At 69.8% G+C, this 21,400-nt stretch carries 22 protein-coding genes and 1 riboswitch; of the genes, 5 read left to right on the top strand and 17 right to left on the bottom strand.

Annotated features, from left to right (window positions below; all coding sequences use genetic code 11):
• Nucleotides 1-18: 18 nt before the first annotated feature.
• The 6 genes from Tharo_RS16220 to metK all read right to left on the bottom strand — a co-directional run bounded on the left by Tharo_RS16220 (nt 19) and on the right by metK (nt 6,013).
• Complete coding sequence (locus tag Tharo_RS16220; protein ID WP_107222096.1) at nt 19-699, bottom strand: precorrin-8X methylmutase; 681 nt, start codon at nt 697-699, stop codon at nt 19-21.
• A 16-nt stretch (nt 700-715) separates the two neighbouring features.
• Entirely contained in the window at nt 716-1,666 is a 951-nt protein-coding gene (locus Tharo_RS16215) for a sirohydrochlorin chelatase (RefSeq protein ID WP_107222095.1), read from the bottom strand.
• Nucleotides 1,663-2,487 carry a precorrin-4 C(11)-methyltransferase gene (gene cobM, locus Tharo_RS16210; RefSeq protein ID WP_107222094.1) on the bottom strand — a complete coding sequence of 275 codons (825 nt, stop codon included), beginning with the start codon at nt 2,485-2,487 and terminating at the stop codon, nt 1,663-1,665. The genes Tharo_RS16215 and cobM overlap by 4 nt, the downstream gene beginning before the upstream one ends.
• A complete protein-coding gene (locus Tharo_RS16205) occupies nt 2,487-3,125 on the bottom strand; it encodes an energy-coupling factor ABC transporter permease (RefSeq protein ID WP_107222093.1) in 639 nt (212 codons plus the stop codon). Before Tharo_RS16205 ends, cobM begins: the two co-directional genes overlap by 1 nt.
• A gap of 182 nt (nt 3,126-3,307) precedes the next feature.
• A riboswitch (cobalamin riboswitch) is annotated at nt 3,308-3,529 on the bottom strand.
• Nucleotides 3,530-3,680: 151 nt separating this feature from the next.
• On the bottom strand, nt 3,681-4,754 hold the full coding sequence (locus tag Tharo_RS16200; RefSeq protein ID WP_107222092.1) for a calcium/sodium antiporter: 1,074 nt from the start codon (nt 4,752-4,754) through the stop codon (nt 3,681-3,683).
• 95 nt (nt 4,755-4,849) lie between these two features.
• Nucleotides 4,850-6,013, bottom strand: a complete 1,164-nt coding sequence (metK, locus tag Tharo_RS16195) for a methionine adenosyltransferase (protein WP_107222091.1) — start codon at nt 6,011-6,013, stop codon at nt 4,850-4,852.
• 218 nt (nt 6,014-6,231) lie between these two features.
• Here metK and Tharo_RS16190 point away from each other — a divergent pair, with 218 nt between their 5' ends.
• From Tharo_RS16190 to Tharo_RS16170, 5 genes are all read left to right on the top strand, one after another.
• Nucleotides 6,232-7,134 carry a lysophospholipid acyltransferase family protein gene (locus tag Tharo_RS16190; RefSeq protein WP_107222090.1) on the top strand — a complete coding sequence of 301 codons (903 nt, stop codon included), beginning with the start codon at nt 6,232-6,234 and terminating at the stop codon, nt 7,132-7,134.
• A complete protein-coding gene (locus tag Tharo_RS16185; protein WP_107222089.1) occupies nt 7,131-8,003 on the top strand; it encodes a lysophospholipid acyltransferase family protein in 873 nt (290 codons plus the stop codon). The genes Tharo_RS16190 and Tharo_RS16185 overlap by 4 nt, the downstream gene beginning before the upstream one ends.
• Nucleotides 8,004-8,040: 37 nt before the next feature.
• Nucleotides 8,041-8,874 carry a diaminopimelate epimerase gene (dapF, locus tag Tharo_RS16180; RefSeq protein WP_107222088.1) on the top strand — a complete coding sequence of 278 codons (834 nt, stop codon included), beginning with the start codon at nt 8,041-8,043 and terminating at the stop codon, nt 8,872-8,874.
• A gap of 170 nt (nt 8,875-9,044) precedes the next feature.
• Nucleotides 9,045-9,692 (top strand): DUF484 family protein, encoded by a 648-nt coding sequence (locus Tharo_RS16175; protein ID WP_107222087.1) that lies wholly within the window; start codon nt 9,045-9,047, stop codon nt 9,690-9,692.
• Between the two features lie 73 nt (nt 9,693-9,765).
• A complete protein-coding gene (locus Tharo_RS16170) occupies nt 9,766-10,794 on the top strand; it encodes a tyrosine recombinase XerC (protein ID WP_425444960.1) in 1,029 nt (342 codons plus the stop codon).
• Nucleotides 10,795-10,876: 82 nt separating this feature from the next.
• Here Tharo_RS16170 and ruvB read toward each other — a convergent pair whose 3' ends face one another.
• The 11 genes from ruvB to Tharo_RS16115 all read right to left on the bottom strand — a co-directional run bounded on the left by ruvB (nt 10,877) and on the right by Tharo_RS16115 (nt 21,398).
• The gene (ruvB, locus tag Tharo_RS16165) at nt 10,877-11,938 is read right to left on the bottom strand and encodes a Holliday junction branch migration DNA helicase RuvB (protein WP_107222086.1); all 1,062 of its coding nucleotides are present in this window, start codon (nt 11,936-11,938) and stop codon (nt 10,877-10,879) included.
• Between the two features lie 55 nt (nt 11,939-11,993).
• A complete protein-coding gene (gene ruvA / locus Tharo_RS16160) occupies nt 11,994-12,593 on the bottom strand; it encodes a Holliday junction branch migration protein RuvA (protein WP_107222085.1) in 600 nt (199 codons plus the stop codon).
• Between the two features lie 68 nt (nt 12,594-12,661).
• Nucleotides 12,662-13,627, bottom strand: coding sequence for a prenyltransferase (locus tag Tharo_RS16155; protein ID WP_107222084.1), 966 nt, complete (start codon nt 13,625-13,627; stop codon nt 12,662-12,664).
• Nucleotides 13,628-13,791: 164 nt separating this feature from the next.
• The gene (locus Tharo_RS16150; protein ID WP_107222083.1) at nt 13,792-14,616 is read right to left on the bottom strand and encodes a cache domain-containing protein; all 825 of its coding nucleotides are present in this window, start codon (nt 14,614-14,616) and stop codon (nt 13,792-13,794) included.
• A gap of 152 nt (nt 14,617-14,768) precedes the next feature.
• On the bottom strand, nt 14,769-16,541 hold the full coding sequence (locus Tharo_RS16145) for a methyl-accepting chemotaxis protein (protein WP_107222082.1): 1,773 nt from the start codon (nt 16,539-16,541) through the stop codon (nt 14,769-14,771).
• 253 nt (nt 16,542-16,794) lie between these two features.
• On the bottom strand, nt 16,795-18,249 hold the full coding sequence (gene rng, locus Tharo_RS16140) for a ribonuclease G (protein WP_107222081.1): 1,455 nt from the start codon (nt 18,247-18,249) through the stop codon (nt 16,795-16,797).
• Nucleotides 18,250-18,317: 68 nt separating this feature from the next.
• Nucleotides 18,318-18,956 carry a Maf family protein gene (locus tag Tharo_RS16135; protein ID WP_107222080.1) on the bottom strand — a complete coding sequence of 213 codons (639 nt, stop codon included), beginning with the start codon at nt 18,954-18,956 and terminating at the stop codon, nt 18,318-18,320.
• Between the two features lie 9 nt (nt 18,957-18,965).
• Nucleotides 18,966-19,436 (bottom strand): 23S rRNA (pseudouridine(1915)-N(3))-methyltransferase RlmH, encoded by a 471-nt coding sequence (gene rlmH, locus Tharo_RS16130; protein ID WP_107222079.1) that lies wholly within the window; start codon nt 19,434-19,436, stop codon nt 18,966-18,968.
• Nucleotide 19,437: 1 nt separating this feature from the next.
• Nucleotides 19,438-19,794, bottom strand: coding sequence for a ribosome silencing factor (rsfS, locus tag Tharo_RS16125; protein WP_107222078.1), 357 nt, complete (start codon nt 19,792-19,794; stop codon nt 19,438-19,440).
• 118 nt (nt 19,795-19,912) lie between these two features.
• Nucleotides 19,913-20,605 (bottom strand): nicotinate-nucleotide adenylyltransferase, encoded by a 693-nt coding sequence (gene nadD / locus Tharo_RS16120; protein ID WP_107222077.1) that lies wholly within the window; start codon nt 20,603-20,605, stop codon nt 19,913-19,915.
• Nucleotides 20,595-21,398: a BPSS1780 family membrane protein gene (locus Tharo_RS16115; RefSeq protein ID WP_245880940.1), complete on the bottom strand. Its 804-nt coding sequence runs from the start codon at nt 21,396-21,398 to the stop codon at nt 20,595-20,597. The genes nadD and Tharo_RS16115 overlap by 11 nt, the downstream gene beginning before the upstream one ends.
• Between the last annotated feature and the right edge of the window lie 2 nt (nt 21,399-21,400).

Genomic DNA, 21,400 nt, shown 5'->3' with positions numbered 1-21,400 from the left:
GCGCGGTGGCGTCCGGGCTTACGCCCGCGAGGTTTGCAGCTGGCGGCTTTCGGCGAGGCCGAGCAACGCGTGGAGGGCGGCGACGACCAGGGTGGAGCCGCCCTTGCGGCCGCGGATGGTGATCCACGGCACCGCGTCCACCGCGGCGAGCAGCGCCTTGGACTCGGCCGCCGACACGAAGCCGACCGGCATGCCGACGACCAGCGCCGGGCGCACGCCGTCGTCGCGGATCAGGCGCACGAGTTCGATCAGCGCGGTGGGGGCGTTGCCGATGCCGACGATGGCGCCGTCGAGCAGGCCGAGGCGCTGCGCCTTCTTCATCGCCTGCACCGCGCGCGTGGTGTCGGCGGTGCGCGCGGCCTCGATCACGTCGGGGTCGGAGATGAACTCGTGGGGGTGCAGGCCGAAGTGTGCGAGCCGGCCCTTCGACAGCCCGACGCAGATCATCTCGACGTCGGCGACGATCGGCGTGCCGCCGGCGAGGACCGCCGCCAGCCCGGCCTCGATCGCATGCGGATGGAATTCGGTGAGGCCGTTGAACTCGAAGTCGGCGTTGGCGTGGATCATGCGGCGCACGATCGGCCATTGCCCCGCGGTGTAGGCATGCGCCCCGGCCTCGGCGTCGATGATGGAAAAGGAGTCGTGCTCGATTGCACGGCCGGCGGCGGTGAGCTGTTCGGTGATGGTGTTGGCGTGCATGGGATGGCCTCCGTGCTCAGGCGTGGGCGGAGTGGGGATGAGGGTGGGCGTGCGCGTCCGCGCCGTGTCCCGCGGTGCTGCCGTGGCTTGCGTGGGCGTGGGCGTGGCCGCAGGCGGTGTGGCTGTGGTCGTGCAGGTGCTCGTCCTCGGCGGCGAGGCGGTAGCGGCAGCCGTCGCACTCGAGCAGGCCGTGGCCGGCGCCTCCGCCGTCGGCGTCCGCGCAACCCTCGGCCACGCGCGCGTCGACCAGGGTGAAGATGCCCTCGTCGAAGCCGAAGTGGGTGCCGAGGGCGAAGGCGAGCTGCGGGTACTGGCGCTGCAGGCGCTCGACCTGGGCGCGGATGCGCTCCATCAGCACGCCGGTGAACAGATACACCGGCACGATGCAGATCTGCGTCATACCGAGTCGGGCCTGGCGCTGGACCACGGTTTCGAGCCGCGGCCAGGTCACGCCGGTGAAGGCGAGATCGACCAGCTCGTGGTCGCCGTCCTCGAACAGCCAGCGCGCCATTTTCGCCAGCTCGCCGTTGGCGCCGGCGTCCGAGGAGCCGCGGCCGAGCAGCACCACGCCGGTGGTGCGAGGGTCGGGCCGGTCGAGCCGGCGCATCAGGCGATCGAGCTGGCCGCGCAGCACGGCGAAGAGCTCGCGCCCCATGCCGAGGTGACGGGTGCAGGCGAAGTCGACGCCGGGGTGGCGCGCGCGGGCGCGCTCGAGCGCGGCCGGCAGTTCCATCTTGACGTGGCCGGCGGCGTTGAGGATGAAGGGGATCGCGAGCACGCGGCGGGTGTCGTGCGCGGCGCGGTCGAGGCCTTCGTCGAGCAGCACCTCGGCGTGCTCGATGAAGCAGGTCTCGATGCGCCAGCCGGGATGGCGTTGGCGCCATTGCGCGGCGAAGTGCAGGATCTCCTGGTTGCCCTCGCGCTTGCGCGAGCCGTGGCCGACGAGGAGCAGGGCGGTGTCGTTCATGTGGGATTTCCGGTGGGCGCGGTGGCCTCTACGGCTGCGGCCGCCTTGCGGAAGCGGTGGCCGAAGCCGGGGTCGTAGAGCTTCGAGCGCGCGATGTCGGGCCACAGGCGGGCGCCGAGTGCGGGGCTGGCGAGGATCATGGCCTGGCTGGCGATCTTCTCGTCCTGGCAGCGGCGCTTGATGTCGGCCAGCGTGCCGCGCACGATCTTCTCCGCGCCCGACCAGCTCGCCTTGTGCACCACCACGATGGGCGCCTCCTCCGGCCAGCCGGCGGCGCGCAGCGCGCGCTGCACCTCGTGCAGCAGGGTGATCGACAAGAAGATGCACAGCGTCGTGCGGTGGGCGGCGAGCGCCTCCAGCTCCTCGCCCGCGGGCATCGGGGTGCGGCCGGCGACGCGGGTGAGGATGACGGTCTGGGTGAGCTCGGGCAGGGTCAGGGTCTCGCCGGCCGCCGCGGCCGCGGCCATCGCCGAGGACACGCCCGGCACCACCCGCCAGGGGATGCCGGCGGCGCCAAGCGGGCGGGTCATCTCGACGAGCGCGCCGTACAGGCCGGGGTCGCCGGTCTGCAGGCGCACCACGGTGCGGTGACGGGCGCAGGCGTCGATCAGCCAGGCGTTCATCGCCTCGAGGGTCATGTCCTTCGAGTCACGGATCGCGCAGCCGGCGGGCGCGTGCTGCGTCGCCGCCTGATCGACCAGTGAGCCGGCGAACAGGATCGCGCCCGCCTGCTCGAGCAGGCGGCGGCCTTTCACCGTGATCAGGTCCGGGTCGCCGGGGCCGGCGCCGACGAACCAGACCGTGCCGGGCCGGCCGCTCATCAGCCGCGCGCCGGGACGGCGAAGCAGAGCCGGACCAGCGGACGGTGGGCCTGCGACTGCAGCAGCCGGACCACCGCCACCGTCAGCACCGGCTCGATCAGCACCACCGGCAGGTAGGCGGCGGCGAAGCTTATCCACGCCGCGAAGGGTGTGGCGGTTTCCCCCATCGCCAGCCAGAAGCCGACCATCAGCGCGACGCCGGCGTAGTAGCGGGCATCGAGCTTCAGCACCGAGCCGACCTTGGTGGCGGCGCCGGCGGCGAGCTTGCGGCCCAGCGTGGCGTGCAGCGCGAGCAGTGGCACGGCGAGCGACAGAAAGTTCACCCCCAGGTGGAGCAGGTCGGCGGGCTCGAAGATCACGCCCTGCAGCAGCAGGCCGAGGCCGAAGCCGAGCAGGGTGGGGATGAAGCCCAGCGTCAGGTAGATCGGCATCACGCCGATGAAGTGCAGCTCCGACGCGCCCGCGGGCAGGTGGAAGCTCTGCATGAAGACGGAGAAGAACAGCGCCGCGAGTAGCGTGTGCAGGATGCGCTGCGGTTTCCTGAGCAGCTGCGGCGCCTGGGCGGCGATGAGTGAAGCGGCGGCGAGGTTGGCGGCGGCGATCTTGGCGCCGGAAAGGATGCCCGGTTCGATGTGCATGGTGACTCCCCACGAGTGCGTCGATAAGGATGCGGACACCGGCGTGGGGGGCATGCGGACGGAACCGTGGCGCGGCAGGGCCGCGACCAGGCGGACAGCATGTACAGCGGATTCGGCTGGAAGCCGGACGCATGCGGCCGGCGGCAGACCAGTCGGATCGAACCCTCACCCCGGGGTCACACATCACGAAACTCGATCGGGCCGGTCTTCTGGCTTGCCTTCTTCCTCGTCCACCGGCCTTCCCGAGCGCAAGGCTCAGTGGCGTGTTGGCGGAGTCGTCAGGCTCACAGCAGCGGGGGCTGCGCCGGACTGGCTGAAACGCGTGGGTTTCAGCGTCACCGGACTTCCCGTTTCACTCCGTCCTGCGGCTGCAGGGCGGAGCACCCGGATCGAATGCGGGCCTAGCTTAATGGAGGCGGGGGATTTTTCGCAAGCGGCGGAGGAGCGCCGCGGCGGAGGGCAGCCGTTGATGGCGGACGCTGCGGTTGCGGCGCTTTGCCGACGCCGGCCTCGATCGCCCGGTGCCGGCTGGGGCGGGATTGGCCCGCGGCTCGCTCAGCGCCGGCTGCCGTTGTGGCGCACGATGCTGACCACCAGGGTGATCACGGTGAGCGGCATCACGTAGCCGAGCATGACGCTGGAGACGGCGGGCAGGCTGGCGTGCTGCTGAGCCTGGAGGGCCAGCCAGGCGGTGTAGGCGGCGTAGTAGCCGAGGAAGATGCCGCCTTCCCAGCGTGCGATCTCGCGCCCGGTGATCATGATCGGCAGGCAGGCGAAGGCGACTGCGAGCATCACCCACAGGTCGAAGTTGCGCGCCGCCTCCGAGACCGGCAGGCCGGCGCCCGAGGCGATGCCGGCGGCGCCGAGCACGGCGAGGATGTTGAAGACGTTGCTGCCGACGACGTTGCCCACGGCGATGTCGCGCTGGCCGCGCAGCGCGGCGACGATCGAAGTGGCGATTTCGGGCATCGAAGTGCCGACGGCGACGATGGTGAGGCCGATCACCAGGTCGCTGACGCCGAAGGCGCGGGCGAAGGCGACTGCGGCATCGACCAGCCAGTCGGCGCCCACCACCAGCATCGCGAGGCCGACCGCGATCAGTGCCAGCTGCACGCTCCAGTGACGGTCCCAGGTCGAGGTCGGGAGTTCGGTTTCGAACTCGTCCTGGACCCCTTTCGAGGCGCGCCGCGACTGCACCACCAGGAACACGGTGTAGGCCAGCACGAGGCCGAAGAGAATCGCCGATTCGAGCAGGCTCAGCCGGCCGTCGAGGGCCATCACCACGAGCAGCGCCGAGACCCCGATCATGATCGGGATTTCCTGGCGGATGATCTGCTCGTCCACCAGCAGCGGCGTGATCAGCGCCGAAATGCCCAGGATCAGCAGGATGTTGGCGATGTTGCTGCCGACCACGTTGCCGATCGCCAGGTCGGGGCTGCCGGCCAGCGCCGAGCCGACCGACACCGCCATTTCCGGTGCGCTGGTGCCGAATGCGACCACGGTCAGCCCCACCACCAGCGGCGACACGCCGAAGGACACCGCCAGCCGCGAGGCGCCGCGCACCAGCAGTTCCGCGCCGGCGACGAGGACGACGAGACCGAGGACGAACATCAGGACTTGCTGGAGCATGGGCGGTACAAAAAGTCGTTGATGGAGGTCTGAATGCCGGCGGCGGCAGGCGATGTCCGATCCCGCCCGCCGCCGCGGCGATGAAACGGTGCCGCTTACAGCCCGGCGTCGGCGCGCAGCGCGGCGGCCTTGTCGGTCTGCTCCCAGGTGAACTCCGGCTCGTCGCGGCCGAAGTGGCCGTAGGCGGCGGTCTTGGAGTAGATCGGGCGCAGCAGGTCGAGGGTCTGGATGATCGCCTTCGGGCGCAGGTCGAAGTGCTTGCCGATCAGGGCGGCGATGCGGTCGTCGGCGATCCTGCCGGTACCGAAGGTGTTGACCATCAGCGACACCGGGCGCGCCACGCCGATGGCGTAGGCGACCTGCACTTCGCACTTGGCCGCCAGGCCCGCAGCGACGACGTTCTTGGCGACGTAGCGGCCGGCGTAGGCGGCCGAGCGGTCGACCTTCGACGGGTCCTTGCCCGAGAACGCGCCGCCGCCGTGGTGGGCGGCGCCGCCGTAGGTGTCGACGATGATCTTGCGCCCGGTGAGGCCGCAGTCGCCGTGCGGGCCGCCGATGACGAAACGGCCGGTGGGGTTGATCAGGTAGCGGACGTCGCCCTGCATCAGCTCCTTCGGCAGCACCGGCTTGATGATTTCCTCGATCACCGCTTCGGAAATCTGCGCGTGCGACACGTCCGGGTGGTGCTGGGTGGACACCACCACGGTGTCGATCGCCACCGGCTTGCCGTCGACGTACTTCACCGTAATCTGGCTCTTCGCGTCCGGGCGCAGCCACGGCAGGCGGCCGTCCTTCCGCACTTCGGCCTGGCGCTGCATGATGCGGTGGGCGTAGTAGATCGGCAGCGGCATCAGGCTCGGGGTTTCATCGGTGGCGTAGCCGAACATCAGGCCCTGGTCGCCCGCGCCCTGGTCGAGATCGAGACCTTCGCCTTCGTTCACGCCCTGGGCGATGTCGGGCGACTGGCGGTTGATCGCCGCCAGCACCGCGCAGCTCTTGTAGTCGAAGCCGATGTCGGAATTGTCGTAGCCGATGCGGCGGATGACTTCCTGGGCGATCTCGCGGTAGTTGGGGTGGGCGGTGGTGGTGATCTCGCCCGAGATCACGACGAGACCGGTCGACACCAGGGTCTCGCAGGCCACGCGCGCCTTCGGGTCGTCGGCGAGGATGGCGTCGAGCACGCCGTCGGAGACCTGGTCGGCGACCTTGTCGGGATGGCCTTCGGAAACCGATTCGGACGTAAACAGAAATTCAGCCATGGTGCCACTCCTTGAAAAACCAAAATCCCCGTGCTGTCGGCCTTGCGTCTGCGGCCAGCTCCGGGGATTTCGTCGAGCAGCCGACGCTTTAGCAGTATTTTTGCCGGCGGCCTGCGCCTGCCGTACCGCCCTGCAAGTTGTCGAGTTAACTCGGCGGTGAGGCCGGATTATAGACCGGGATCGCCGGCTGTGTAAGCATTCGGGTCCTGCAACTCCCCATGCCAGTCGCCGACGTGCTGCTCGACCTCCTCTTCCGCCTGCTCTCGCGCCTGCCCTTGCCCTGGCTGCACCGCCTCGGCGGCTGGATGGGCTGGCTCGCCTACTGGGCTTCGCCGTCCTACGCCCGCCGCCTGCGCGCCAACCTGGCCAACGCTCTCGGCCGCGAGGACGATGCGGTGCGGCGCGCGGCGATCGCCGAAGCCGGCCGCCAGGCCCTCGAGCTGCCCTTCCTCTGGCTGCGTCCGGCGTCCGAGGTGGTGGCCGCCGCGGTGCGCACCGAAGGCTGGGAGCTGGTCGAGCAGGCACGCGCCGAAGGCGCCGGAATCCTCTTCATCACGCCGCACCTGGGCTGCTTCGAGATCACCGCGCAGTGCATCGCGGCGCAGATCCCGATCACCGTGCTCTATCGTCCGCCGCGCAAGGCCGCGCTGCAGCCGCTGATGGAGGCCGGCCGCGCGCGTGGCCGGATGCGCACCGCGCCGGCCGACGTGTCGGGGGTGCGCAGGCTGGTGAAGACTCTGCGCAGTCACGAGGCGGTGGGGATGCTGCCCGACCAGGTGCCGGGGGCCGGTGAAGGCGTGTGGGCGCCGTTCTTCGGCAAGCCGGCGTGGACGATGACGCTCGCCGCGCGCCTGGCTGCGGTCAAGGGCGTGCGGGTGATCTACACCTGGGCCGAGCGCCTGCCGCGCGGCGCAGGCTACGTGTTCCGCCTGCAGGCGCCGGCCGAGGCCTTGTCGGGCGAGCTGGAGGCCGACGTGGCGACCATCAACCGCGAAGTCGAACGCCTCATCCTGCAGTGTCCGCAGCAGTATCTGTGGGGCTACAACCGCTACAAGCAGCCGCGCAAGGGGCGCGAGGATGAAGCGGCAGGGACTTCGGCGGAGCAGGAGCCGCCGCGATGAGCCGCCTCGCGATCGCCCTGTTCTGGCTCCTGCACTGGCTGCCGCTGTCCGTACTCGCGCCGCTCGGCGAGGCCTTCGGCCTGCTCCTGTACGTGCTGGTGGCGCCGCGGCGCAAGGTGGTGCTGACCAACCTGCGGCTGTGCTTTCCCGAATTGTCCGAGGGCGAGCGCCGCGCCCTCGCCCGGCGCAACTTCGCCGTCACCGGGCGCAGCATGCTCGAACGCGGCCTGGCGTGGTGGGCGAGCCCCGCGCGCCTGCGGGCGACGGTGCGCATCGAGGGGCTGGAGCGGCTGGACGCGCTGAAGGCGGCCGGCCGCCCGGTGATCCTGCTCGCGCCGCACTTCGTCGGCCTCGACATGGCCGGCACCCGGCTGTCGATGGAAGGCGACTTCGTCAGCGTCTACGCGCGGCAGAAGGACAAGGTCTTCGACCGTTGGCTGTACCACGGCCGCAGCCGCTTCAACGACCAGCTGCTGCTGTCGCGCCACGACGGCGTGCGGGCGACGGTGAAGGCGATGAAGGCCGGGCGCCCGTTCTACTACCTGCCCGACCTCGACTACGGACGCAAGGAATCGATCTTCGTCCCCTTCTTCGGCGTACCCGCGGCCACCATCACCGGCCTGCCGCGCCTGGCGCGCCTGGCGGGGGCGGCGGTGGTGCCGTGCGTCACCCGCATCCTGCCTGGTGGCGCGGGCTACCTGCTGGAGCTGGGAGCGCCGTGGGCGGACTACCCGTCGGACGACGTCGAAGCCGATACCCGGCGCATGAATACCTGGCTCGAAGGGGTGATCCGCACCATGCCGGAGCAGTATTATTGGGTCCATCGACGCTTCAAGACGCGGCCTGCGGGCGAGCCGCGCTTTTATTGACCGAGTACATGGACCGTCCCGGTCCCGGAACGAACCGATGAAACTGCGCTTTACCAAGATGCACGGCCTCGGCAACGACTTCGTCGTCATCGACGCCACCCGCGCCCCGGTCGACCTCAATCCGGCGCGGGTGCGGGCGATCGCCGACCGCCATTTCGGCGTCGGCTGCGACCAGCTGCTGGTGGTCGAGCCGGCGAGCCGGGTGGATGTCGACTTCCGCTATCGCATCTTCAACGCCGACGGCGGCGAGGTCGAGCAGTGCGGCAACGGCGCGCGCTGCTTCGCCCGCTTCGTCCACGACAAGGGCCTTACCGCGAAGCGCGAGATCCGCGTCGAGACCCGGTCCGGCATCATCGCGCCGCGCCTGCGCGAGGACGGTCTGGTCACGGTGGACATGGGCGTGCCCGAGCTGGCGCCGGCGAAGATTCCCTTCCGCTCCGACTCCGACGCCGTGGTCCAGCCGCTGCAGGTGGGCGAGGTCACCCTGGCGATCACCGTGGTGTCGATGGGCAACCCGCACGCGGTGCAGGTGGTGGCCGATGTCGATGCCGCGCCGGTGGCCGCGCAGGGGGCGCTGATCGAGCGCCATGAGCGTTTTCCGGCGCGGGTCAATGCCGGCTTCCTGCAGGTGGTCGATCCCCATCGTGCGCGCCTGCGCGTGTTCGAGCGCGGCGCCGGCGAGACCCTGGCCTGCGGCACCGGCGCCTGCGCGGCGGCGGTGGCCGGCATCCTGCGCGGCTTGCTCGAGTCGCCGGTGCGGATCGAGACCCGCGGCGGCGAGCTCGAAATCGCCTGGGATGGTCCCGCTACCAACGTGCGGATGACCGGACCGGCGGTCACCGTGTTCGAAGGCGAGATGGCGCTCGACTGAGGGGGCGGCGGCCCCGTTGCGGGCACGGTCTTCGGGTTGCAAAACGGAAGGAGGAGAATCGGCGGGAGCCTGCGCTGCCGGCGCAGGCTGCGGTTCACGTCGCGGGAATGCCGCGACCGGCACAACGGAACGAACTTCGGGCCGCCCGGCGGCCCCCAGGAGTGGAAGCGATGAATGCCGAAGATCTCGCGCGCTACCTGCGCGAACACCCCGACTTCCTCTGTGAGCATGGCGAGGTGTTCGCCGGGCTGACCGTGCCGCATCCGCAGCACGGCGGGCAGGCGATCTCGCTCGCTGAGCGCCAGCTGCACACCCTGCGCGAGCGGATTCGCCAGCTCGAACTCGATCTCGCCGAGCTGATCCGGTTCGGCGCCGACAACGACGACATCAGCGCCAAAGTGCATCGCCTGTCGCTCGCCCTGCTCGAAGCCGGCAGCGCCGAAGGCGTGCGCCAGGCGCTGACCGACAGCCTGCAGGACGACTTCGCCGTGCCCTATGTCGCGCTCAAGCTGTGGGTTGCGGATTCCGTGGCAGCGGAGGCGGACGAAGTCGGGGAGGCGGCGCGGCGCCAGCTCGACGGCCTGCGCCAGCCCTACTGCGGCGTGCCGGAGCATGCCGAAATGGCGGGCTGGTTCGGCGAATCTGGCGCCCACATCCGCTCCCTCGCGCTGATGCCGCTGCGCCGCCAGGGAGTCTGCTTCGGCCTGCTCGGGCTCGGCAGTGGCGAACCCGAGCGCTTCTACCCCGGAATGGGCACGCTCTACCTGGGACGCATCGGCGAGCTGGTGGCGGCGGCGCTGGCGCGGAGCCCGGCCTGAGTCCGCGGTCCGGCTCCGGCCTGCCGGCGGCGGCAGGCGGACCCTTCCGGCAGGGCAAAGAGGCGGGGCGATGATGGGCGCGGAACGGCCGGAGGCGATGCTGTCGGCGGAAATCGAAGCCTGGCTGGAGTGGCTGGCGACCCAGCGCCGCGCCGCGGCGCCGACGCTGAAAGCCTACCGCGCCTGCGTCCACGCGCTGCTGCGCCTGGCCGACGGGCGGGCGTTGCCTGCTCTCGAAGTGCAGGACATCCGCCGCTTCGTCGCCCGCCTCCACGGCGAGGGCCTGGCCGGGCGCTCGATCGCGCTCCACCTCGCGGCCTGGCGCGGGCTGTACCGCTGGCTGATCCGCCACCACGGGGTGCGCGCCAATCCGGCGCTCGGAGTGCGCCCGCCGAAATCGCCCGCGTTGCTGCCGCGTGCGCTGTCGCCCGACCAGGCTGCGGCGCTGCTCGATCCTGAGGCGGAAAGCGCGCTCGAAGTGCGCGATGTGGCGCTGTTCGAGCTCATCTATTCGTCCGGGCTGCGGGTCGCCGAAGCCGCCGCGCTCGACGTGGAGCGGGGAGTCGATTTCGTCGAGGGCATGGTGACCGTCAGCGGCAAGCGCAATCGCATGCGCAGCGTGCCGGTCGGGGCGCGGGCGCGGGCCGCGCTCGGGGACTGGCTGGCAGTGCGCGCGCAGTTCGCGCGGGGCGGTGAGCGGGCGCTGTTCGTCACCCGCCACGGCACCCGCCTGTCGCCGAGCGGCATCGCCAGCCGGCTGGCGCGGCGGGCACAGGCGCTGGGGCTGGGAGTCCATGTCCATCCGCACATGCTGCGCCACAGTTTCGCCAGCCACCTGCTGCAATCGAGCGGCGACCTGCGCGCGGTGCAGGAACTGCTCGGCCATGCCAGCATCCGCAGCACCCAGGTCTACACCCACCTTGATTTCCAGCACCTGGCCAAAGTCTATGACCGCGCCCATCCGCGCGCGCGCAAGGCCGACCAGGCGGGAAAAGGTTTTCCGGCGAAAAAAGACCTCCCGGTGGGAAAAGGCTCCCCTGCGGGGAAGGACCCCCCGGCGGCGGGCGGGGGCGGGAGCGGGGAAAGCGACGGCGACGGCTGAAGCCGGCGGGCGCCGGGCCGGCGCTCCGGAACGCGGCGCGGCGCCCGTGCCGCCCCGTGCGGGACCGCCCTGGCGCTCCGAATTAGGCGCCGAACAGGTCTCCGCCCTGCCCGCTGCGCGGCGGGGCGAGGTCGAAGTGCTGCCAGATCGAAAGTGTCGCCATGCGCCCGCGCGGAGTGCGCTGCAGGTAGCCTTGCTGGATCAGGTAGGGCTCGATGACGTCCTCGATGGTGTCGCTCGATTCGCCGATCGCGGCGGCGAGGTTGTCGAGCCCGACCGGGCCGCCGCCGAACTTCTCCAGCATCGCGCCGAGCAGCTTGCGGTCCATCAGGTCGAGGCCGAGATGGTCGACGTCGAGCATCTTCAGCGCCGCATCGGCCACTGCGCTGCTGATGTGGCCGCCGGCCTTCACTTCGGCGTAGTCGCGCACGCGGCGCAGCAGGCGGTTGGCGATGCGCGGGGTACCGCGCGCGCGGCGGGCGATTTCGAGCGCGCCGGCGTCGTCGATGGCGACGTTCAACAGCCGCGCCGAGCGGCCGACGATAAAGGCGAGCTCGTCCGCGGTATAGAACTCGAGCCGCGAGACGATGCCGAAGCGGTCGCGCAGCGGATTGGTGAGCATGCCGGCGCGGGTGGTGGCGCCGACGAGCGTAAACGGCGGCAGGTCGAGCTTCACCGAGCGCGCCGCCGGGCCTTCGCCGATCATGATGTCGATCTGGAAGTCTTCGAGGGCCGGGTAGAGGATTTCCTCCACCACCGGCGAGAGACGGTGGATTTCGTCGATGAAGAGGACGTCGTGCGGTTCGAGGTTGGTGAGCAGTGCGGCGAGATCCCCGGCGCGTTCGAGCACCGGCCCCGAGGTCTGGCGCAGGTTCACCCCCATCTCGGCGGCGACGATGTGGGCGAGGGTGGTCTTGCCCAGGCCGGGGGGGCCGAACAGCAGCACGTGGTCGAGCGCTTCGCTGCGGTTGCGGGCGGCAGTGATGAAGATCTCGAGCTGCTCGCGGATCTTCGCCTGGCCGACGTATTCGGCCAGGCGCTTGGGGCGCAGCGCGCGCTCGACAGCGTCTTCCTGGCGGTCGGCGGGGCGCGGCGAGATCAGCCGTTCGGCGGGAGCGGCCTGCAGCTTGTCGGTTTCGATCATGGCGTGAGTGTAGCCGTTCCGGTACGGCTCGGTGCGCTCCGGACTGTGGATTCGTTCAGGCCTTCGACAGCGCCTTCAGCGCCTGGCGGATGCCTTCGGACACGCCTGCGTCCTCGGCCAGCCCCTTCATCGCGCCGAGCGCCTCGCGTTCGTTGTAGCCGAGCGCGAGGAGCGCGTTGAGGATGTCGCTCTTCGCATCGGGCGGTGTGCCGGGGGCGGCGGCGAGCTTGGTGCCAGCCAGGTTCGGCAGGGCCTTGCCGAGCTTGTCGCGCAACTCGAGCAGCAGGCGCTCGGCGGTCTTCTTGCCGATGCCGGGAATCTTCACCAGGCGGCCGGCTTCCTGCAGCGCAACCGCCTGGGCGAGGTCGTTCACCGAAAGTCCCGACAGCACCGCGAGCGCCATGCGCGCGCCGACGCCGGATACTTTCAGCAACTGGCGGAAGGTGGTGCGCTCTTCGGCGGTGGCGAAACCGAACAGGAAGTGGCCGTCCTCGCGCACGACGAAGTGGGTGTGCAGGCTGACCTGCGCACCGGCCGCCGGCAGGCCGTAGAAGGTGCTCATCGGCACGTCGACTTCGTAGCCGACGCCGTGGACGTCGATGAGGATCTGGGGGGGAGTTTTTTCCAGCAGGGTGCCGGTGAGGCGGCCGATCATCGGAAGGCGTCCGGGAGGTGAGACGCCGAGTGTACCAGCCTGGCCGCGGCAGGGCGGCATCGCCCCGGTCAGAACAACGCCAGCGCGGCGGCGAGGAGCAGGCCGTGGACCAGGGTGGCGGCGATGGTGCGCCGGATCGCGGGGGCGAGTTCGGCCGGGGTGGCGGCATATTCGAGCAGGTCACGGGCGGCGGGAAAGGAAATCGCCACCGTCAGCGCGGCGGCGGCGGCTTTTTGCGGCAGCTGGTGGGCGGTGATCATGGCGATGAGCCAGGCGTAGGCGGTGATCGCGATCAGCAGGTAGCCCCATTTTGCGACCTGCGGGCCGAGGCGCACGACCAGGGTGCGCTTGCCGGCGGCGGCATCGCCGTCATGGTCGGGAAACTGGTTGATGAACAGCAGGTTAGCCACCAGCAGGGCGTAGGACAGGCCGGCGGCGACCGGCAGCATGGCGAAGGCGCCGCGCTGCACGTAATCGGCGCCGACCACGACCAGCAGCCAGCAGGCGGTGATTACCAGTTCGCCGCAGCCGCGATGGACCAGTTGCAGCGGCGGGGCGGAGTAGGCCCAGCCGAGGACGAGTCCGGCGGCGCCGACCAGCACCAGGCCGGGGCCGGCCTGGGTGGCGAGCCACAATCCCGCGGGGATCACCGCGGCGAGCAGGCTGTAGCCGAAGCGGGCGGTGTGGCGGGCACCGAGGATGCCGTTCTGGATGAAGCGGCTGCCCCCGGTGAACGGAAACAGGCGTCCGCGGTTGGCGTCGTCGGCACCGCTGACGGCATCGTGGTAGTCGTTGATGACGTTGCCGCCGGCATGGGCGGCGAGGGCGGCGAGCAGGGTCGGCAGGGCCGTCCATGCGTCGATGGTAATGCCGTCGGCGTGCGCGCTGGCGAGGCCGATCAGGCAGGCGACCAGGGTGACGGCGAGGAAGGCCGGGCGGGTGGCGGCGAAATGGCGGGCGAGCGCGCTGCGGTAGCGTTCCGGGCGGGGTTCGGCAGGATGGGGGGCGGCAGGAGGGGGCGAGGCGGCGTTCACGGGGCGGCAGGCGGGCGTTTCGCGCCGGGCGGAGCCGGCGCGTGGGCGATCAGAACCGGCAGGGTATCAGCGCCGCCCCGCACATGCACGAAAACGTAAGGCCGTCCGCTGCCGCCCGCAGGGCCCGGCCGGCGGACGGGGCGTGCCGGTGCCGATTTCGACAATCACCGCTTCGTGTAGGCGCCCACGCCGACCAGATGGCGGCCCACGCGCTTTACGTAGGAAACCTTCTTCTCCGTCTTGCGGGTGACGGGATTCATCCACAGATAATCGACCTCGGCGACATCCTGCTCCGCGCTCAGGCGGATCATTTCCTGGATGAACAGTTTCCCGTCCGGGTCGCGCAGATCGCCGACGGTCTTGCCGATCTGACGCGGTTGCGCGCCATGGGCGAGCGTCCGCTGGTCGTCCACATCGATCACGAAGACGTAGAGATCGTCCTGGACAAAGCCGCCGTTGAGATCGTTGAAGGTCCGGATGGCTGCTTCCGGCTCCTGCTTCATCTCATGAACCGCCCGCCAGAGCATCGACCGGGCCTGGTCCGCCGAGGAATGCGGGATGTAGTAGCCGACCGCGATGATGACCTCGCCTACGGCCTGGTAATGGACGACTTTCGGGACCGACTTGCCGTACTGCGGATTGAGCCAGCGGTATTTGACCGTACCCGCGCCGCTGCTCCGGGCGCCGTCGAGCATTTCACGGATGAAGGGCTTGCCGTCGGCATCCTTCAGGTCGCCGATATTGCGGTCGATCAGGGTGATGGAGGGGCCGCCGCTGGCCTTCATGGTGCCGTCGACGCCGAGCGCATAGACGTAGAGGTCGCCGGAGAGGAATTCACCGGCACGGCTGAAGGCGGCGAAGGCGGCATCACCGTCGGCCTTGTAGCGAGCAACGGCGCGCTCCAGGAGCGCCTTGGCGGCGGCGCTGTCGGAGACCGGAGCCACGGCGATGCGTTCCGCCGTTTCTGCAGCCGGAGCGGAGAGGGGCATCACCACAAGGATGGAAGCGGCAATCAGGGCGTGTGTCGATTTCACGATGGGAGCTCACTCAAAAAGGTAGGACGGCCGGTGCACGAAGATACAACGGTACGCTCGACAAGTGATTGATTGCGGAAATCATTTTTTGCTGCTCCCCGCAGGGCTCAACCGGCGGACAGGACGCGCCGGTGCGGCAGGGGCGCGGCGTGCTGGGGAGCCTCGTTCGGGAACGGCAGCAGGGTTTCGGGGGCGGACATCGCAGCCTGTCCGTCCGGGGCATCGCCGAGGACGAAGGTGCCGATCAGGTGGTTCAGGTGCTCGGCATGGGCGCGCATGGTGCTGGCAGTGGCGGAATTCTGCTCGACCATGGCGGCGTTCTGCTGGGTCATGGTGTCCATCTGGGTGACCGCGGTGTTGACTTCGCCGATGCCGATGCTTTGCTCGCGTGAGCCGGCGCTGATTTCGGCGATGGCGCTGGTCACTTCGGTGACGCGCTGCACGATCAGCTGCATCGTCCTGCCGGCCTGTTGCACGATCTCGGCGCCGCTGCGGGAGTGCTCGACGGACTCCCCGATCAGGGTCTTGATCTGCTTTGCCGCATCGGCCGAGCGCTGCGCCAGCATGCGGACTTCCTGGGCGACGACGGCGAAGCCGCGGCCGTGATCGCCGGCCCGGGCCGCCTCCACCGAGGCGTTGAGGGCGAGGATGTTGGTCTGGAAGGCGATCGCGTCGATCATCGAGACGATGTCGCCGATCTGCGTCGACGACCGGCTGATGTCGGCCATGGTCTTTTCCACCTTCTCCATCGCCTCCCTGCCCTGGTGTGCCACCTGGGCGGCGGACTGGACGAGACGGTCGGCCTCCTGGGCGTGCTCGGCGTTGTTGCCGACGGTGGAGGTGATCTGCTCCATCGCCGAGGAGGTCTGCTGCAGGCTGGCGGCGGCCTGGTCGGTGCGCGAGGCCAGTTCCTCGCTGCTCTGGGCGATCTCGGTGGAGGCCTGGTAGACGTCGGATGCGCTCTGGCGGACTTCGATCAGGGTCGCCTGGATGCGGGCCAGAAAACCGTTGAACTGGGTGGCGAGCTCGCCGATCTCGTCGCTGCTGGTGATGCGCAGGCGGCGGGTGAGGTCGCCCCGGCCTTCGGCCACCTCATGGGCGATCTTTTCCATGGCGGTCGCGGTGTCGCGGACCTGGCGGGCGATCCGGCGGGTGACGAGGACGGTGATTGCCGTGATGGGGAGCAGCAGGGCCGAGGCAATGAAGAACAAGCGGATCAGCGTGGCGCGCAGATTTCCCTGCGCGGCCTGTTCGATGGTGGCCATCGCGGCGTCGATCTCGGTGACGTAGACGCCGGCGCCGATCACCCAGCCCCATTCGGGCAGGTTGGCGACGTAGGAGTATTTCGGCTCCTGCTTGCCGGTGCCCGGATGAGGCCAGGCGTACTGGTAGTGGCCGCCGCCGTTGCGGGCGATGTCGATCATGTCGCGGATCAGCGGCTTGCCGTTGGGGTCGGTGGCGTCGATCATCCGGGTGCCTTCCTGGCGGGGCACGGCAGGCTGGACGAGCATGGTGCCCGCATGATCGAAAACGAACACGTAGTTGTTGTCGTCGAAGCGCATGCTGCGCAGCAGGGCCTTGGCGGTTTCCTTGGCGACTTCGGGGTCGGCCGTTCCCGCGGCCACCTGCTTCACCATCGATCTGGCCAGGGCGACGACGTCTTCGACGCCCTGCTGGCGGGACTCGATGAGCAGCTTGCGCTGCTGCGCGAGCTGGGTGCGGGTGTCTTCGATCCGCGCCATGTTCTCCATGACCACCAGGCTGGTGGAGGCGATCACGAGCGGGATCAGCACCAGCAGCAGGATCTTGTTCTGGAGCCTGAGGGAAAGGAAGCTTTTCAGCGAGCGGGAAGCGCCCGCGGACCGACTGCGTTTTTGCATGGATGCCTGTCTCCTGGATAGCCGGTCCGGTCTTGGCCGGTCGTCGTTGCCGCAGGGCGCTGGTGCCGGGAGGCAGGGCAGCGATGCCGGCGCGGGTGCCCCGGCATCTTCTAACGCTACGACATTCGGAGCTTACCTCGGGCGGATATCCACAAGCAGGGCACGCTATGCTGTTGTTATGGTCCTTTGACCTGGATCAATGTTTCGGGCGGGTGGCGAGCGGCGGAAGCGGGTCGGCCCGCGCGGCGGGAGGTCACAGCAGGACGATGTCGAACTGCTCCTGGGTGTAGCTGCCTTCGGCGTGGAGCGAGACTTTCTTGTCGATGAAGTCCGACAGCATCGCCAGCGACTGGCTTTCCTCGTCGAGGAAGAGGTCGATGACGTTGGGCGCGGCGAGGACGCGGAACTCCTTGGCATTGAACTGGCGCGCCTCGCGCAGCAGCTCGCGCAGGATCTCGTAGGCCACCGTACGTGCGGTCTTGACTTCGCCGCGGCCGCTGCAGGTGGGGCAGGGCTCGCACAGCAGGTGGGCGAGCGACTCGCGGGTGCGCTTCCTCGTCATCTCCACCAGGCCGAGCGCGGTGAAGCCGTTGATGCTCATCTTGGTGTGGTCGCGCGCCAGTGCCTTGCGGAATTCCTCCAGCACCATTTCGCGGTGCTCGACGTTCTCCATGTCGATGAAGTCGATGATGATGATGCCGCCGAGGTTGCGGAGGCGCAGCTGGCGGGCGATCGCCTGGCTGGCCTCGAGGTTGGTCTTGAAGATGGTGTCGTCGAAGTTGCGCGCGCCGACGAAACCCCCGGTATTGACGTCCACCGTGGTCATCGCCTCGGTCTGGTCGATGATCAGGTAGCCGCCCGACTTCAGGTCCACGCGGCGGGCGAGCGCCTTCTGGATTTCCTCTTCGACGTTGTAGAGCTCGAACAGCGGGCGTTCGCCGCTGTAGTGCTCGAGCAGGGGCAGCACCTTGGGGGTGTATTCGGCGGCGAAGGCCGAAAGCTTCTGGAAGTTTTCCCGCGAATCGATGCGGATGCGGGTGGTCTCGTCGTTGGCCAGGTCGCGCAGGGTGCGCTGGCCCAGGCCGAGGTCCTCGTGCACCAGCTTGGGCGGGAACTCGCCGCGGGTGCTGCCGGAAATCTCGCCCCACAGCTTGCGCAGGTAGGCGATGTCGGCCGCGAGCTCGGCGTCGGAGGCGGATTCGGCCATCGTCCGGACGATGAAGCCGCCCGGTTCGTCCTCCGGCACCAGCGCGGTGAGGCGGCCGCGCAGGGCTTCGCGCTCGGCTTCGTCCTCGATCCGCTGCGAAATGCCGATGTGTTTTTCCTGGGGGAGATAGACGAGCAGGCGCCCGGCGAGGCTGATCTGGGTGGACAGGCGCGCGCCCTTGGTGCCGAGCGGATCCTTCAGCACCTGCACCATCAGGCTCTGGCCTTCGGCGAGGATGCGCTCGATCGGCCGCGCCGGCTCGCCATGGGGGCGGTCGGTCCAGATGTCGGCGACGTGGAGGAAGGCGGTGCGCTCGAGGCCGATGTCGATGAAGGCCGACTGCATGCCGGGCAGCACGCGGACCACCTTGCCGAGGTAGATGTTGCCGACGATGCCGCGGCAGGTGGTGCGCTCGATGTGCAGTTCCTGCACCACGCCCTGCTCGACGATCGCCACCCGGGTTTCCTGCGGGGTGCAGTTGATGAGGAATTCGATGCTCATGATGTCGTCTTGAATGGGATCAGGTCTTGCTTCTGCGCTGCCGCCGGCGGCGGTGGGGAGGCGCGAATTCAAGAGCTGATCCCACTGCCGATGACGGCGCAGCCGAAGGCGTCGAGCAACTGTGCGGTCTCGAACAGCGGCAGCCCCATGATGCCCGAGTAGCTGCCGCGGATCTCCTCGACGAACACCGCGGCGCGCCCCTGGATGCCGTAGGCGCCGGCCTTGTCCATCGGTTCGCCGCAGGCGATGTAGTGGCGGATGTCGTCTTCGCCGAGGGGGCGGAAGCGCACTTCGCTGACCGACAGCCGGCTGCGGATGCGCCGGCCGTCGCCGACCGCGACCGCGGTCAGCACCCGGTGGCTGCGCCCGGACAGGCGGGACAGGATGGCGTGGGCAGCGGCGGCGTCGACCGGTTTGCCGATGATGTCGCCGTCGACTTCGAGCGCGGTGTCGGCGGCGAGCACCGGGCGCTGCGGCAGCCTGCGCCACAGCACGCGGCGCACGCCGGCTTCGGCCTTGGCGAGGGCGAGGCGTTCGACGTAGCGTTCGACCGTCTCGCCGGGCAGCGGCGTCTCGTCGACGTCGGCGTCCTCGCCGCGCTCGCCGTTACGGAAGGCGAGGACGTCGAAGCCGACGCCGATCTGGCGCAGCAGTTCGCGGCGGCGCGGGCTGGTGGAGGCGAGATAGATGCGCGGACTGATGGGCATGGCGAGGCCTCATTCGCGGTGATAGGGGTGCTTGCGCAGTACCGTCCAGGCGCGGTACAGCGCCTCGGCCAGCAGCGGGCGCACCAGCGCGTGCGGCAGGGTCAGGCTGGAGAGGCGGATCGCCTCGTCGGCGCTGGCCTTGAGCGCCGGAGCGAGGCCGTCGGGGCCGCCAACGATGAGGGCGATGTCGGTGCCGCCGGCCTGCCAGGCTTCGAGCCGGCGGGCGAGGGCCGGCGTCGTCAGGTCGGCGCCGTGCTCATCGAGGATCACCCGCCGGCAGCGCGGCGGCAGCGCGGCTTCGATGCGGACGGCTTCGGCGGCCATCAGCGCGTCGACGCTCTTGCCGCTGGTGCGCGACTCGGCCTTCACTTCCAGCAGTTGCAGCGGCAGCTCGCGCGGCATGCGGCGGGCGAACTCGTCGAAGCCGGCCTGCACCCAGCCGGGCATGCGGTGGCCGACGGCGACGACGGTGAGGCGCACGTCACCGGCCGGCGGCGGCGGAGCGGGGCGAAGCCGGAGCGTGGCCCCACAGCTCCTCGAGCTTGTAATAGCTGCGTACCGCGGGTTGCATGATGTGCACGACGATGCTGCCGAGGTCGACGAGGACCCATTCGCCGCTTTCCTCACCTTCGGTGCTGAGCACCTCGCCACCGGCGGATTTCACCTTGTCCTGGACGTTGTGCGCGAGGGCGCGGGTCTGGCGCCCGGAGTCGGCGCTGGCGATGACGATGCGGTCGAACAGCGGGGTGTGGCGGGCGGTGTCGATGACTTCGATGTCGCGCGCCTTGATGTCCTCGAGCGCTTGGACGACGATTTTCTGCAGGGCGGGGATGTCCATTCAGGTCCTGGTGAGGGTGGGCGGGGTTCGGTAGGGGCGCGGCCCGATCGATGCGGCCCGGCCGGCGCCGCAGGGCCTTCGCCGGCAGATGCCGGGAGCGCCGCGCGGCGGGGGGGCGTCAGCGATACAGGCGGTGCGCGGCAATATAGTCGAGAACCGGATCGGGCAGCAAATAGCGCACGCTGTGGCCGTTCTTCACCAGGTCGCGGATCAGCGAGGCGGAAATGGCGAGCGGAGTCATGTCGAACGGGACGATCCGGCCGGCCGGGGCGGTGCGCAGATCGGCCGGGTCGGCGCTGTGGCGGCCGCGGCAGGCGGCATCGAGCGCCGGCGACAGGGTGGCGGGCCAGCGCCGGCCGTGGGGCGCGTAGCCGGGGCGGTTGGCGACGGCGATGTGGGCGAGCTCGAACAGCGCTTCCCAGCGATGCCAGCCCGGCAGGCCGGCGAAGGCGTCGGCGCCGAGGATCAGCACCAGCGGGCGCTGGGCGCCGAGTTCGGCGCGCAGGCGCTGGAGGGTGAGCACGGTGTAACTTTTCTCGTCCGCGCGCACTTCGCCGTCGTCCACTTCGAGGGCGGGGTTGCCCGCCGTGGCCAGCCGCGCCATTGCCAGACGGTCTTCTGCGGTGCTGTGCGGCGTGCCGCGGTGCGGCGGCTGGCCGGCGGGAATCAGGCGCACGGCGGCCAGGGCGAGCGCTTCGCGGGCTTCTTCGGCGAGGCGCAGATGGCCGAGGTGGATGGGGTCGAAGGTGCCGCCGAGGATGCCGAGCGGGCCACCCGGCGGAGCCGCCGCGGCACCGGTGTCAACCGCCATCGCGGCTGTCCGCTGCGGTGTCGATCGCCGGTAGGGTGCCGCCGTCGGGCAGCCCGAAGACGTCGCGCGCGCAGGTGTAGAAGCTGGCGAAGATCACCGGCACGATCAGCAGCGGGATCGGCAGCGAGGCCAGGGTGCCGAGCGCGGGCGAGATCAGGCCGAGCACGCCGATGACGATGCCGGGCAGGATCGCGCCGAAGATCGCCAGGCCGATGGCATAGGCGAGGAAGGGGCGCCAGTTGCGCAGACAGGCATGGAAGCTGAAGAACAGCGCCTTCGGCGCGGACACCCGCCACCATGCCGAGAGCATGGGGGCGAACCAGTAGGCCATCATCACCGGGGTCGACAGCGCGACGGCGACGAGCAGGGTGAAGCCGAGGGTCGAGTCGCCCGCCGTCTGTGCGTCGACTTCGCCGCCGCGCAGGATCTCGAACAGGGTGCCGTCGTCGATCGCGCTGAGGATCAGCAGCACCACCATGGTGGCGATCAGATAGAGGCCGCCGATTGCCACCAGCGCCTGGAGGTTGACCTTGAACCCGGAAAACAGCACGTCGGGGCCGGCCTTGCGGCGGGCGTCGATGGCGCGGCAGGCGTTGAGCACGCCCACCGACAGCGCCGGCATGATCAGCGAGGCGGCGAGCTGGCCGATCAGCGGCACTACGCTCAGCACCACCAGGGTCAGCAGGTAGCCGAAGGTGGCGAACGTGATCAGCGCCGGGTTGCGGCGCCACAGCTGCACGCCGTCGCGCAGCCAGGTCCAGCCGCGCTGCATCGGGAGTTGGTTCGCTTGCATGG

Source organism: Thauera aromatica K172, from assembly GCF_003030465.1.
Classification (GTDB): Bacteria; Pseudomonadota; Gammaproteobacteria; order Burkholderiales; family Rhodocyclaceae; genus Thauera; species Thauera aromatica.
The sequence above is the reverse complement of the archived record's forward strand: the minus strand, read 5'-3'. Positions and strand labels throughout refer to the sequence as shown.

Excerpts from the sequence above, each read along its gene's own strand:
- metK (WP_107222091.1), bottom strand. The coding sequence starts at position 6,013 with ATGGCTGAATTTCTGTTTACGTCCGAATCGGTTTCCGAAGGCCATCCC.
- rng (WP_107222081.1), bottom strand. The coding sequence starts at position 18,249 with ATGAGCATCGAATTCCTCATCAACTGCACCCCGCAGGAAACCCGGGTG.
- Tharo_RS16150 (WP_107222083.1), bottom strand. The coding sequence starts at position 14,616 with ATGCCCCTCTCCGCTCCGGCTGCAGAAACGGCGGAACGCATCGCCGTG.
- dapF (WP_107222088.1), top strand. The coding sequence starts at position 8,041 with ATGAAACTGCGCTTTACCAAGATGCACGGCCTCGGCAACGACTTCGTC.
- ruvB (WP_107222086.1), bottom strand. The coding sequence starts at position 11,938 with ATGATCGAAACCGACAAGCTGCAGGCCGCTCCCGCCGAACGGCTGATC.
- Tharo_RS16205 (WP_107222093.1), bottom strand. The coding sequence starts at position 3,125 with ATGCACATCGAACCGGGCATCCTTTCCGGCGCCAAGATCGCCGCCGCC.
- Tharo_RS16190 (WP_107222090.1), top strand. The coding sequence starts at position 6,232 with ATGCCAGTCGCCGACGTGCTGCTCGACCTCCTCTTCCGCCTGCTCTCG.
- Tharo_RS16200 (WP_107222092.1), bottom strand. The coding sequence starts at position 4,754 with ATGCTCCAGCAAGTCCTGATGTTCGTCCTCGGTCTCGTCGTCCTCGTC.
- Tharo_RS16215 (WP_107222095.1), bottom strand. The coding sequence starts at position 1,666 with ATGAACGACACCGCCCTGCTCCTCGTCGGCCACGGCTCGCGCAAGCGC.
- Tharo_RS16170 (WP_425444960.1), top strand. The coding sequence starts at position 9,766 with ATGGGCGCGGAACGGCCGGAGGCGATGCTGTCGGCGGAAATCGAAGCC.
- Tharo_RS16145 (WP_107222082.1), bottom strand. The coding sequence starts at position 16,541 with ATGCAAAAACGCAGTCGGTCCGCGGGCGCTTCCCGCTCGCTGAAAAGC.
- ruvA (WP_107222085.1), bottom strand. The coding sequence starts at position 12,593 with ATGATCGGCCGCCTCACCGGCACCCTGCTGGAAAAAACTCCCCCCCAG.
- Tharo_RS16115 (WP_245880940.1), bottom strand. The coding sequence starts at position 21,398 with ATGCAAGCGAACCAACTCCCGATGCAGCGCGGCTGGACCTGGCTGCGC.
- rsfS (WP_107222078.1), bottom strand. The coding sequence starts at position 19,794 with ATGGACATCCCCGCCCTGCAGAAAATCGTCGTCCAAGCGCTCGAGGAC.
- Tharo_RS16175 (WP_107222087.1), top strand. The coding sequence starts at position 9,045 with ATGAATGCCGAAGATCTCGCGCGCTACCTGCGCGAACACCCCGACTTC.
- Tharo_RS16135 (WP_107222080.1), bottom strand. The coding sequence starts at position 18,956 with ATGCCCATCAGTCCGCGCATCTATCTCGCCTCCACCAGCCCGCGCCGC.
- cobM (WP_107222094.1), bottom strand. The coding sequence starts at position 2,487 with ATGAGCGGCCGGCCCGGCACGGTCTGGTTCGTCGGCGCCGGCCCCGGC.
- nadD (WP_107222077.1), bottom strand. The coding sequence starts at position 20,605 with ATGGCGGTTGACACCGGTGCCGCGGCGGCTCCGCCGGGTGGCCCGCTC.
- Tharo_RS16185 (WP_107222089.1), top strand. The coding sequence starts at position 7,131 with ATGAGCCGCCTCGCGATCGCCCTGTTCTGGCTCCTGCACTGGCTGCCG.
- Tharo_RS16220 (WP_107222096.1), bottom strand. The coding sequence starts at position 699 with ATGCACGCCAACACCATCACCGAACAGCTCACCGCCGCCGGCCGTGCA.